This is a genomic window from Streptomyces sp. NPDC002176 (genome assembly GCF_044903645.1).
GTDB lineage: Bacteria > Actinomycetota > Actinomycetes > Streptomycetales > Streptomycetaceae > Streptomyces.
In genome coordinates, this window is the sequence record NZ_JBJDQW010000001.1 from 580,717 (window position 1) to 592,511 (window position 11,795).

12 protein-coding genes are annotated in these 11,795 nt (G+C 73.3%); 4 read left to right on the top strand and 8 right to left on the bottom strand.

Annotated elements, in window-relative coordinates:
* Position 1: 1 nt before the first annotated feature.
* Entirely contained in the window at positions 2 to 1,339 is a 1,338-nt protein-coding gene (locus tag ACI2LY_RS02555; RefSeq protein ID WP_404705486.1) for a hypothetical protein, read from the bottom strand.
* 113 nt (positions 1,340 to 1,452) lie between these two features.
* Here ACI2LY_RS02555 and ACI2LY_RS02560 point away from each other — a divergent pair, with 113 nt between their 5' ends.
* The gene (locus ACI2LY_RS02560; RefSeq protein WP_404705487.1) at positions 1,453 to 2,685 is read left to right on the top strand and encodes a molybdopterin-dependent oxidoreductase; all 1,233 of its coding nucleotides are present in this window, start codon (positions 1,453 to 1,455) and stop codon (positions 2,683 to 2,685) included.
* 310 nt (positions 2,686 to 2,995) lie between these two features.
* Here the strand turns inward: ACI2LY_RS02560 and ACI2LY_RS02565 are convergent, their stop codons facing one another.
* From ACI2LY_RS02565 to ACI2LY_RS02575, 3 genes are read right to left on the bottom strand one after another with little or no spacing between them, the layout of a single operon-like run.
* Entirely contained in the window at positions 2,996 to 3,754 is a 759-nt protein-coding gene (locus tag ACI2LY_RS02565; RefSeq protein ID WP_404705488.1) for a class I SAM-dependent methyltransferase, read from the bottom strand.
* A complete protein-coding gene (locus tag ACI2LY_RS02570; RefSeq protein ID WP_404705489.1) occupies positions 3,751 to 4,368 on the bottom strand; it encodes a DUF2064 domain-containing protein in 618 nt (205 codons plus the stop codon). Before ACI2LY_RS02570 ends, ACI2LY_RS02565 begins: the two co-directional genes overlap by 4 nt.
* Positions 4,369 to 4,411: 43 nt before the next feature.
* Positions 4,412 to 5,134, bottom strand: a complete 723-nt coding sequence (locus ACI2LY_RS02575; protein ID WP_404705490.1) for a glycosyltransferase family 2 protein — start codon at positions 5,132 to 5,134, stop codon at positions 4,412 to 4,414.
* Between the two features lie 112 nt (positions 5,135 to 5,246).
* Here ACI2LY_RS02575 and ACI2LY_RS02580 point away from each other — a divergent pair, with 112 nt between their 5' ends.
* Both ACI2LY_RS02580 and ACI2LY_RS02585 read left to right on the top strand, forming a co-directional pair.
* A complete protein-coding gene (locus tag ACI2LY_RS02580) occupies positions 5,247 to 5,993 on the top strand; it encodes a response regulator transcription factor (RefSeq protein WP_404705491.1) in 747 nt (248 codons plus the stop codon).
* Positions 5,986 to 7,098, top strand: coding sequence for a sensor histidine kinase (locus ACI2LY_RS02585; RefSeq protein WP_404705492.1), 1,113 nt, complete (start codon positions 5,986 to 5,988; stop codon positions 7,096 to 7,098). Before ACI2LY_RS02580 ends, ACI2LY_RS02585 begins: the two co-directional genes overlap by 8 nt.
* Before the next feature lies 1 nt (position 7,099).
* Here ACI2LY_RS02585 and ACI2LY_RS02590 read toward each other — a convergent pair whose 3' ends face one another.
* From ACI2LY_RS02590 to ACI2LY_RS02605, 4 genes are all read right to left on the bottom strand, one after another.
* On the bottom strand, positions 7,100 to 8,089 hold the full coding sequence (locus ACI2LY_RS02590) for an NAD-dependent epimerase/dehydratase family protein (protein ID WP_404705493.1): 990 nt from the start codon (positions 8,087 to 8,089) through the stop codon (positions 7,100 to 7,102).
* A 73-nt stretch (positions 8,090 to 8,162) separates the two neighbouring features.
* Positions 8,163 to 8,714, bottom strand: coding sequence for a DUF4334 domain-containing protein (locus ACI2LY_RS02595; RefSeq protein WP_404705494.1), 552 nt, complete (start codon positions 8,712 to 8,714; stop codon positions 8,163 to 8,165).
* Between the two features lie 34 nt (positions 8,715 to 8,748).
* Positions 8,749 to 9,471 (bottom strand): aspartate/glutamate racemase family protein, encoded by a 723-nt coding sequence (locus ACI2LY_RS02600; protein WP_404706466.1) that lies wholly within the window; start codon positions 9,469 to 9,471, stop codon positions 8,749 to 8,751.
* 5 nt (positions 9,472 to 9,476) lie between these two features.
* Complete coding sequence (locus ACI2LY_RS02605) at positions 9,477 to 10,925, bottom strand: NCS1 family nucleobase:cation symporter-1 (RefSeq protein ID WP_404705495.1); 1,449 nt, start codon at positions 10,923 to 10,925, stop codon at positions 9,477 to 9,479.
* Positions 10,926 to 11,077: 152 nt separating this feature from the next.
* Between ACI2LY_RS02605 and ACI2LY_RS02610 the strand changes: the two genes are divergently transcribed.
* Positions 11,078 to 11,752: a GntR family transcriptional regulator gene (locus ACI2LY_RS02610; protein WP_404705496.1), complete on the top strand. Its 675-nt coding sequence runs from the start codon at positions 11,078 to 11,080 to the stop codon at positions 11,750 to 11,752.
* Positions 11,753 to 11,795 lie beyond the last annotated feature (43 nt).

Consider the following 11,795-nt stretch of genomic DNA (forward strand, 5'->3'; position numbering starts at 1 on the left):
CTCACCACCCGGTCAGCAGAAGGCTGTTGAGCAGCAGGGCCAGGACTACCTGGGCGGTCAGCCACGCCCGGGGACGCGGAAGCAGGGCGCAGGCGGGCAGCAGCCACACCGCGAAGGGGAGCCAGATGCGTTCCGTCTCCGCCTTGCTCATGCCGGACAGGTCCGCGATCAGCAGCGCGGCCAGGGCTGCCGCGACGATCAGGGCCAGGCGGGTGGCGGGGCGGTCGGTCCGGTGGACGAGGGAGTCGGCGGTGCGCGGGAGGGCCGCTGCCGTCGCCGGGCCGGTGATGATGGCCGCGCAGGCGAGGTTGGCCCAGATCCAGTAGCCGTAGGGGCGGGTGCCGCCGACGCCCTGGTAGTAGCGGGTCACGAGGAGGTGGTAGGCGGTCCACCAGTTGAACCCGTACAGGGTGAACACGACGGGGACCACGGCCAGTCCGGCGAGGAACGGCAGCACCAACAGAGGGCGGGCCCGCAGGTCCGCGCGGGCGAGGACGACCACCGCGAGTGCGACGAGGGCGATCAAGGTGAGGCCGTAGGAGAGGTAGCCCGTCAGACCGGCCAGCAGGCCGGAGGCGCCCGCCCACAGCAGGGACCGCCGGGTGAGGGCGAGCGCCAGGCAGGCCAATGCCCAAGCAGCCACGGCCGCGAAGTAGGCGTCGGCCGAGGCACCCATCCAGACCGCGGCCGGTGCGAGGACCAGGAAGGGCGCCGCCCGCCGGGCGAGGCGCTCGTCCGCCAGCGCCCGCACGGCGACCACCACCGCGGCGGAGGCGGACGCGCCGAGCACCGCGCACCACGTCCCGGCCCAGCCGCCACCGCCCAGCCCGATCCGGTCCAGCAGGACGAAGGTGATCGTGGCCGCGGGGGGATGTCCGGCGACATGGGCGGGCCAGTTGCCGGGGACGCCCGCGAGGATGTGGTCGTCGAAGCCGCGCAGGGTGGCCGGGATGTCGTGGAAGCGGTCGATGACCTGGAGGTACTCGTTCGCGGTGGTCAGCCGGGTGGCGATGCCGTCGTGCCAGCCGTCGATCAGGGCGAGGGAGAAGATCCAGGCGGCCGACGCGGCCCAGGTAACCCAGGGCAGGGCATGCCAGGGCAGCCGGGCGGCGAGCGTAGGACCGTACGCCACTCCGGCGGCCGCGAGGATCAGCGCGGCCGGGGTGCCGGGGCCGAGGTGCGGGTCCCAGTCGGCGAAGAGCGGGGGCCAGTGCACGAACAGCGTGCGGTGGGCGTCCTGGATGTGACGGCCGACCAGGACGGCGGCGGTCACCAGCAGGACGGCTGCCGCTGCGGCGTACAGGTCACGGCGTGTGGTGTGGGGCTGGCGGTGGATCACACCGGCACGCTAGGCCGTAGGGGCGGCTCCGGTCCGCCTTCCGGGCCGGACGTCAGCGTTTCGTCATGGGTCGCACGCCCGTTTCGGGGTGTCGTCGGGCCTACGGTCGGATCATGCGCGACGATCCCCGGCTTCCCACCTCTCCCCGCTTCTGGCGCAGCCCCCTGCGCGGCACCTGGTTCACGGCGGTGCTCGGGCTGGTGCTGCTCGGCGGCATCAGCGTGCTGTTCGTGACCGGCCTCGTGTCGTACGCCGCCTACAACCCGGACCTCTCGCCGGTGAACGACACGACTCCGGACAAGGGGGTGCTCGGCTTCTACCTGTTCGACTGGCCGGCCGGGCCGTCCTGGCTGTACCGGCTGAGCCAGGGCGTCCACGTCACGCTGGGCGTCGTGCTGGTCCCGGTGCTGCTGGCCAAGCTCTGGTCGGTGGTGCCGAAGCTGTTCACGCTGCCACCGGCCCGATCGGTGGCGCACGCGCTGGAGCGGATCTCGCTGCTGCTCCTGGTCGGCGGCGCCCTGTTCCAGTTCGTCACCGGTCTGCTCAACATCCAACTGGAGTACGTGTTCCCCGGTTCGTTCTACCCCCTGCACTTCTACGGCGCCTGGGTCTTCATCGCCGCGTTCGTGGTCCACGCGGCGCTGCGGACCCCGATGGCGCTACGGGCCGTACGGGCGCGGCGGCGGGACGAGGCCGAGCTGACTGCCCCCGCCCCCGCACCACCCACCGTTTCCCGGCGTGGTGCGCTGTGGCTGGTCGGCGGTGGTTCGCTGCTGCTGTTCGTCACGACCGTGGGGCAGAGTCTCGGCGGCCCGTGGCGCCGTACCGCGCTGCTCGCGCCGCACGGCGGGTCCGATCCCGGAGGCGGTCCGAACGGTTTCCAGATCAACAAGACGGCCCGCTACGCCGGGATCACCGACGCGGACACCCATCCGGACGCCTGGCGACTGGTCGTCACCGGACCGGCAGGCACGGTACGGCTCAGCCGCGCCGACCTGCTCCGCCTGCCGCAGCACAGCTCGTCGCTGCCGATCGCGTGCGTGGAGGGCTGGTCCACGGCGGACCAGTGGTGGCGCGGGGTGCGGCTGCGCGACCTCGCGGGGCTGGCCGGGTACGACGGCGCTCCGCCCGACGTGCTCGTGGAGTCACTCCAGCGGCACGGGGCGTTCCGCAGTGCCGCGCTGCGCGCCAACCAGGTGTCCGACCCGCGTTCCCTGCTCGCCCTGTCCGTCAACGGCGAGGAGCTGTCCCTCGACCACGGCTATCCGGCGCGGATCATCGTGCCCGCCGCACCCGGCGTCCACAACACCAAGTGGGTGGGCCGCCTGACCTTCGGAGACCTGTGATGCGCGTACCGAGGTTCCGTGTCCCGCTCGGCAGCCCGCTGCAACTCCTGCTGCTGGTCTGCTCGTTCGCGCTCGTCGCCTATGCCGGTGTACGCCTGCTGAAGGACGACTGGCTCGGGGTGGCCCTCTGGTTCGTGGGCGCGGCACTGCTGCACGACCTGGTGCTGCTGCCGCTCTACTCCGCGCTCGACCGTGCGCTGCGGGCCGGGGCTCCCGCGCGGTGGACGCTGTACGTACGCGTGCCCGCCGTGCTGTCCGGGCTGGCGTTGCTGGTGTGGTCCCCGCTGATCCTCGGCCTGTCCGCCGACGGCTACCGGTCGGCGACCGGACTCGACCCGGACGTGTTCCTGCCCCGCTGGCTGCTCATCACGGCCGTACTCTTCGGCGGATCGGCCCTGCTGCTCGTCCTGCGGCTGCGCAGGGCCACGAAGCACCGCTCGCCGTCGGTCCACTGAACGGTCTCCGGCCAGCCCCCGCGCCGCGCGCGTTCCAGCAGCGCGGGGGTGCCGACGCGGGCCCAGGGGAAGGGCTCGCCCACCGCTCCCCCGCCGTGGGCCATGTCCACCACCCGTACGCGGGCCCGCTCGTCCACGTCTCCGGGCACCGTCTCGATGATCAACAGGCCGTCGGGGCAAAGAAGCTCACGCATCCGGTGCAGCAGAGCGGCCACGTCGCCGCCGATGCCCACATTGCCGTCCATGAGCAGCACCGTGCCCCAGCCGCCCTCGCCGGGCAGCGGGTCGAACACCGAGCGGTGCAGCGCCCGCCCACCGGCCGTGTGGGTACGGGCCACCGCGGCCTCGCTCACATCGACGCCGAGGGCGTGGCGGCCGCGCACGGCGAGTTCCGCCACCAGTCGGCCGGGTCCGCAGCCCACGTCGAGCACGGCCCCCTCGCAGCGGTCCAGCACCGCCCGGTCCACGGCGTCGGCGGCCGCGCACCAGCGCTCCACGTCCAGCGGCAGCAGCCAGCCGTCGCCCCGCCGCAGGAACAGGGGGCCCCGGCCGGTGCGCAGCGCGGTGGCGTACGGGTCGGAGGCCGCCCAGGCGGGCGCGGTCACGGTGCTCATGCTGCTCCGGGGTGGGTGAGGGCCGCCAGGCGCGCGGCGAAGGCGGTGTCCGGGGCGAGGGCGGCGACGGCGTGGGCGTCGGCCGCGGTGTCGACGTCCCGTAGCCGGGGCAGCTCGCGTACCCGCAGCCCGGCGGCGGCCAGCCGCTCGCGCTGCATGGTGCCCGTCTCGGGCACGGACATCGGTACCCCGCGCAGCAGCTCGGGCTCGGGGCGCGCCAGGCCGAGGGCCCAGAAGCCGCCGTCCTCGGCCGGGCCGAAGCGGGCGTCGCAGTCGGTGAAGTCCAGGGCCAGCAGGTCCGGGGTGATCTGCGGGGTGTCCATGCCGACCAGCAGTGCGGGTCCGGCGCAGCGGGAGAAGGCGTCGGCGAGCCGTTCGTCGAGGCCGCCCGCGCACTGCGGGACGACCTCGAAGCCGTCCGGCAGCCAGGGCCCAGGGCGTCCCTCCAGCACCAGTATCCGGCGGCGGGCCGGGGCGGCGGCCACCGCGCGCAGTGTGTCCGTGAGCGCGGCCTCGGCGAGCGCGGCGGCCTCAGCGGGCGTGAACGGCGGGGTGAGCCGGGTCTTGACCCTGCCGGGCCGGGGTTCCTTGGCGATCACGAGGAGAGTGGTCATGGGCGTTCTCCAGGTACCGCAGCGCCCGTGGGAGGCCCTGCCCTCACCGGGTACCCCCCGGCGCCGTCCGCTCCCGTTCCGCCGGGGGCGTGTCGCGCAGGACCCGGCTCATGTCGCGTACCGCCTGCCAGGTGCCGCGCCAGGTGCCGGTCACCTTGGAGGCGCCGGAGCGCGGCAGGTACGGCACGTCGTGCTCGGTGACCCGCCAGCCCGCGTCGGCCGCGCGGACCACCATCTCCAGGGGGTAGCCGCTGCGCCGGTCGGTGAGGCCGAGGGTGAGCAGCCGCTCCCGGCGGGCGGCGCGCAGCGGGCCCAGGTCGCGCAGGGTCAGGCCGGTACGGCGGCGCAGCAGCAGGGACAGCGCGAGGTTGCCCGCGCGGGCGTGCGCGGGCCAGCTCCCCCGCCCCTGCGGCCGACGGCGCCCGAGCACCAGGTCGGCCCCGCCCGCGCGCACCTCCTCGACGAAGGGCGTCAGCAGGCGTGGGTCGAGGGACGCGTCGCAGTCGCAGAAGCAGACCACGTCGGCGGTGGCGGCGAGCAGCCCCGCGTGGCAGGCGGCGCCGAACCCGCGCCGTTCCTCGCGTACGACGGTCGCGCCCAGGGCGCGGGCGACCTCGGCGGAGCCGTCGGTGGAACCGTTGTCCACGACGAGGGCGCGCCAGCCCGCCGGGATACGGGCCAGCACCCAGGGCAGGGCCTCGGCCTCGTCCAGGCAGGGCAGCACGACGTCCACGTCGGGAGCGGCGGAGAAGGGTGAGGTGGTCACTCCTTCACCCTACGAACCCGAACCGGTACGAACCGGACTCGCGCTCCTTACGAAACGCGGACGTCCGTGCTCCGCGGCGGTCCGGCCCCGGTCGTGGTGCCAGGCTGGGGGCATGCAGCAGCCATACACAGCACCGGCCACCGGCCGCGTCCTGGTCGTGGACGACGACCCGACCGTCGCGGAGGTCGTCGCCGGTTACCTGGCGCGCGCCGGGCACGAGGTGGACCGCGCCGCCGACGGCCCCTCCGCCCTCGCGCGCGCCGCCGGACACCGGCCCGACCTGGTGGTGCTCGACCTGATGCTGCCCGGCATGGACGGCCTGGAGGTGTGCGCGCGGCTGCGCGAGCGCGGCCCGGTTCCGGTCATCATGCTCACCGCGCGCGGCGACGAGGACGACCGCGTGCTCGGCCTGGAGGTCGGCGCGGACGACTATGTGACGAAGCCGTTCAGCCCGCGCGAGCTGGTGCTGCGCGTGGAGTCGGTGCTGCGCCGCACCCGCCCCGCCGAGCGGGCGTCGGCCGCCTCCGGACCGCTCGCGGCGGCGGGCCTGATCATCGACGCGGATGCCCGTCGGGCCACCAAGCACGGGACCGAACTCTCGCTGACGCTGCGGGAGTTCGATCTGCTGGCGTTCCTCCTGCGGCATCCGGGCCGTGCCTTCGGCCGCGAGGAGCTGATGCGGGAGGTGTGGGGCTGGGACTTCGGCGACCTGTCCACGGTGACCGTCCATGTCCGCAGGCTGCGCGGCAAGATCGAGGACGACCCGGCCCGGCCCCGGCTGATCCGGACCGTCTGGGGTGTCGGCTACCGGTTCGAACCGGACGCCTCCGCCGAGGAGTTGGCGGACCGGCATGCGTGACAACCTCCTCATCGCCCTCTACGCCTTCCTCGGTGCCGCCGCCTCCGGTCTGCTCGGCGCCGCCGTGCTGCGGCTGGTGCGGCGCCGCTCGCTGACCACCTCGCTCACCGTGGTGGCCGGGGTCGGTGTGTTCGCCATGCTGGCGGGCACCATCTCGGTGGCGTGGGCGATGTTCCTGTCCCCGCACGACCTGCGGGTGGTGACCACGGTCGTCGCCATGGCGGCGGTGGTCTCGCTGGCGAGCGCGCTCCTCCTGGGCCGCCGGGTGGTCGCCCGCAGCCGGGAACTGACCGACGCGGCAAGGAACTTCGGCGACGCCGGCGCCTTCGCCGCGCCCGTCGCACCGGCCACCGCCGAACTGGACGCCCTGAGCCGGGAACTGGCCGCGACCAGCGCCCGCCTGGCCGCCTCCCGTGAACGCGAACGTGCCCTGGAGGCGTCCCGGCGGGAACTCGTCGCCTGGATCTCGCACGATCTGCGGACCCCGCTGGCCGGTCTGCGCGCCATGTCGGAGGCGCTGGAGGACGGGGTGGCCGCCGATCCGGCGCGCTATCTCCGGCAGATCCGCACCGAGGTGGAACGCCTCGACGGCATGGTCGGGGACCTCTTCGAACTCTCCCGCATCCACGCCGGGACGCTCCCGCTCAGCCCCGCCCGGATCTCGCTGTACGACCTGGTGGGCGACGCCCTCGCCGGGGTCGGCCCGCTCGCCCGCGAGCACGGCGTACGGCTGGTGGGCGACGGGGTCCGGCCGGTGCCGGTCGAGGTGGACGGCAAGGAGATGAGCCGGGTCATCGCCAACCTGCTGGTCAACGCCATCCGCCGGACCCCGGCCGACGGCACGGTGGCCGTCGCGGCCCGGCGGGCGCCGGAGGGTGTGGTGCTGTCGGTGACGGACGGTTGCGGAGGCATCCCCGAGGAGGATCTGCCGCGCGTCTTCGACACCGGCTGGCGGGGCACGGACGCGCGGACGCCACCGGCGGGGGCGGGGCTCGGGCTGGCCATCGTGCGGGGCATCGTGGAGGCGCATCAGGGGCGGGCGAGCGTGCGGAACATCCCCGGCGGCTGCCGCTTCGAAGTGACGCTGCCCGCCCCGGCCTCCTGACTCAGCCGGACCCCGCGAACTCCGCCATCCCCTCGGCGAAGCCGACCCGGGGCCGCCAGTCCAGTTCGGCGCGCAGCCGGGCGGAGTCGGCGGTGATGTGCCGTACGTCGCCGAGCCGGTACTCGCCGGTGACCACCGGCTCCGGGCCGCCGTGCGCGGCGGCCAGCGCCTGCGCCAGTTCGCCGACCGTACGGGGCTCACCGCTGCCGGTGTTGTACGCGGTGAGCGTGCCGGGCCGGTCCGGTGCCCCGAGCGCGGCCAGGTTCGCCGCCGCCACGTCCCGCACATGGACGAAGTCGCGCCGCTGGCCTCCGTCCTCGAACACCCTGGGCGCCTCGCCCCGTTCCAGTGCCGAGCGGAAGAACGCGGCGACTCCGGCGTACGGGGTGTCGCGGGGCATGCGGGGGCCGTAGACGTTGTGGTAGCGCAGGGAGAGCGCGGTGCCGTCGGTGGCGCGGGCCCAGGCGGCGGCCAGGTGTTCCTGGGCCAGCTTGGTGGCGGCGTAGACGTTGCGCGGGTCGGCCGGGGCGTCCTCGCCGACCAGGCCGGGGACGAGCGCGGTGCCGCAGAGGGGGCAGGGCGGCTCGAAGCGGCCCGCCCTCAGGTCGGCCTCGGCGCGCGGACCGGGCCGTACGACGCCGTGAGCCGGGCATGCGTAGCGGCCCTCGCCGTACACCACCATCGACCCGGCCAGCACCAGCCGTCGTACGCCCGTCTCCGCCATCACGGCGAGGAGGACGGCGGTGCCGAGGTCGTTGCGGGAGACGTACTCGGCCGCGTCCCTCACCCCGTCGCCGAGGCCGACCATGGCCGCCTGGTGGCAGACGGCGTCCACGTCGGCGAGGGCGCGGGCCACGGCCGCGTGGTCGCGGACGTCGGCGGCGGGATCGTCACGGACGTCGAAGACCACGGCCTCGTGCCCGGACGCCCGGAGCGCGTCCACGACATGCGATCCGATGAACCCGGCACCGCCGGTGACCAATACACGCATGGCCCCAAACTAGGCCCGGCCTCGCCTGTTTCCCCGGTACACCGCCCCGACGTCACCACTCGGTAAGGTCCGCCTACCTCACCTGGAGCGAGTCGTCGCGGTGCAGCACGAAGAAGTACGGGGTGCGCAGGCCGCGCATGTCCATCAGGCCGATGACCGCGTCGTCGGAGAGGCGGCGGAAGACATCGTTGACGGGGACCTGGTCGTAGATCATCGTCGCGGTGTCCCTGCCACGGTGCCGGGTGGTGCGCAGCCGGGCCTTGGGCGACCGGGTGCGCAGGGCGGGCCGGAGGTTGCTGATCGGCGCGGCCATCGACCGGTTCCGCAACACCGGCAGTTTCCGGGTGAGCCCGAGCCCGAGGAACGCCTTGGCCGGGTCGAACGCCCACAGCGACCTGCCGTCCGCCGACGGGAAGAGCAGCGGGTGAACGGTCTCGGCGTCGACGAACTGCTTGCCCCACCATCCGCTGGCCCCGAGAAGCCCGTCCATCGGGTGCCCGGTGGGCAGTTCGTCGCCGTGCCACGTCCCGAGCATGAACTCCGGCTCGACCGTCCCGGCCGCGTCGAACACGTCCAGGGCCTCGGCGGCCGTACGCGGCACCTCGTCGAACAAGTCCTGCAGCATGCGTGCTCTCCTTCGTCCGGCGCCGTCGATCCGGTCAGTATGCCGGGCGCCCCCACACCCGCCGCTTTGGCAGTGGTTTGGCGTAGCTGCCCGTGCGGCTCGTGGTGAGGGACAGGGCGACGAGGGACTCGGCGAGTTTGACCGCTGCCGCCACTCCGTCGACGACCGGGAGGCCGAGTTTCTCGGAGAGGGTTCGCTGGAGGCCGGTCATGCCCGCGCAGCCGAGGACGAGGACTTCGGCTCCGGCCGCGTGGGCTCGTTCGGCGGCGGCGCGGAAGGCGGATTCGGTGCGGGTGGGGTCGGCGGTCAGGTCGAGGACGCCGAGGCCGGTGCCGACGACGGCGGCGCAGTTGCGGGCGACCCCCGCTGTCTCCAGGCTGTCCTCGATCTGGCCACGCGAGCGGTCGAGGGTGGTGACGACGCCGTAGCGGCGGCCGATGAGGCAGGCGAGGTGGGCGGCGGCCTCGGTGATGTCGACCACGGGTACGTCGACCAACTCCCGTACGCCTTCCCGCCCGTGTTCGCCGAACCCGGCCATGACGACGGCGTCGTACGGCGGTCCGTCGTAGGTGCGCAGGGTGTCGAGGACGGCGGCGGCCGAGAGGTGGCTGTCGAGCCAGCCCTCGGCGGACTCGGGTCCCCAGGCCGGGGTCAGGCCGGTCACCACGGTGCCCGGTGCGGCGGCGGCGCGGGCGCCCTGGACGATCTCCTCGGTCATCTCGGGGGTGGTGTTGCAGTTGGTGACGACGATCCGCACGGCCCTCACGCCTCCGCTCCGGTCCGGCTCCGGTTCAGCAGCCAGTAGAGACCCGCCCCGAGCGCCGTGCCGATGAACCAGGAGTACGGGGCGACGTCGCTGAAGTCCTTCACCAGCGCCAGCACGGCGGCGACGGCGGCCGAGGGGAGGAAAGCGCCGAGGGCCTTCAGGTTGACGCCCCGGTGGTAGTGGTAGCGGGAGCCGGGGGTGGCGTCGAAGAGTTCGTCCACGTTCACCCGGCCGCGCTTGACCGCGTAGTAGTCGACCATGATCACGCCGAACAGGGGGCCCAGGAAGGCGCCGAGGCCGCCGAGGAAGTAGTTGACGACGGTCGGGTTGGAGAAGAGGTTCCAGGGGGTGACGACCAGGGCGGCGACCGTGCTGATCATGCCGCCGACCTTGAAGGTGATCTTCTGCGGCCAGACGTTGGCGAGGTCGTACGCCGGGGAGACGAAGTTGGCGACGATGTTGACGCCCATCGTGGCGATGGCGAAGGTCAGCGCGGCGATCGCCAGGACCCAGGTGTTGCCGACCCGCGCGACCAGTTCCGCCGGGTCGGTGACGGCCTCGCCGAACACCTCCAGCGAACCGGCGGTGACGATGACCGAGAGGACGACGAACGCGGTCGAATTGACCGGCAGACCCCAGAAGTTGCCGCGCCGCACGGTCCGGTGGTCGGGTGCGAAGCGGGAGAAGTCGCAGAAGTTGAGCATCAGCGTCCCGTAGGTCGCGAGAATCAGCCCGATCGCGCCGAACCACTGCCGCCACTGCTCCCCCGTGGAGACCGGATGCAGGGTGGCGGTGAGCGAGATGGTCCAGTGGGCCTTGGCCAGCACCCACACGGCGAGCGCGATCATCACCAGCCAGATCGCGGGCCCGCAGAAGTCCTGGAACCGGCGTACGGACTCCATGCCCCGGCTGATGATCAGCGCCTGGACCAGCCACAGGGTCAGGAAGGAGATCCAGCCGAGGGCGTCCAGGCCGAGGAAGGAGTGGTGGGTCAGCGGCTCCAGGCCGGGCCAGGCGGCCAGCAGCATCACGTTGACGGCGACGGAGGCCAGGTAGGTCTGGATGCCGTACCACATGATGGCGATCAACGCCCGGATCAGGGCAGGGATGTTGGCGCCCCAGACGCCGAAGGCGATCCGGCTGACCACGGGGAACGGCACCCCGTGGCGCTGGCCGATGCGGCCCATCCAGTTCATCCCGATGAAGATCAGCACGAAGCCGACGAGGAGGGAGGTGAACACCTGCCAGACGTTCATGCCGAGCACCAACAGGCCAGCGGCGAAGGTGTAGTTGCCCAGGTTGTGGACGTCCGACATCCACAGCGCGAACAGGTCGAAGACCTTCCAGTTGCGCTGGGCGGCGGGGGCGAGGTCCTCGTTGGTCAGGCGTGGGTCGGGGGTGAACGCGGGTGCGCCCGCTGCTTCGGCGCGGTCGGCGAGGGACACGGGACCTCCAGGGGCGACGGGGGCGGAGGGGCGGAGGGCGACGGCCGTTTGGTATACCAAACTGCCGTCATGGTTCCGCCGTCAACCGTTCCGACCGATGTCGTCGCCGTTACGGCTCCGTAAAAGCACCACCCGGCAGCGAGGATGAGCCCATGAGCCCCCTTACGGCGAAGACCGAACCGCTCGGCTCGGTGCGCGAACGCGTCCTCGCGGCGCTGCGGCAGGACATCATCGCGGGCCGCCTCGGCCCCGGAGACCGGCTGGTGGAAAGGGAGTTGGCCGAGCGGTACGGCGTATCCCGGGTCCCGGTCCGCGAGGCGATCCGGGCGCTGGTCGGCGAGGGCTTCGTCCTGTTCGAGTCCGCCCGCCGCACGGTGGTGCGCCGACTGACCCCGGACGACGTACGTGAACTCTTTGAGCTGCGCGAGGCGTTGGAGGTGTACGCGGCCGGGCTGGCGGCAGCCCGGGCGACCCCGGAGGCGCTGGAGGAACTGCGGGAACTGCTCGCGGAGGCGGCGACGGCCACCACAGCGGGCGAGGCGGAGGCGATCACGGACGTCAACACCCGTTTCCACGACCGCATCCTGGCCATGGCGGGCAACGGGCTGCTCGTCTCGGTCCTGGAGCCGGTCGACGGCCGCCTGCGCTGGCTCACCCGGCGCAACGCCGAGTGGCCCCAGCTCCTCGCCGAGCACCACGAGCTGTACGAGGCCATCGCCTCCGGCGACCCGGACCGCGCCCGCGCCCACGCGCTGGACCACGTCCGCGCCAACTACCGCTCGACGGTGCGCCATCTGTTCGGCGAGGAGAGCGACGAGGCCGAGTGACCCGGCACTGCGCCACCCGCCCCACCGGTTCACCCGTCCGGAT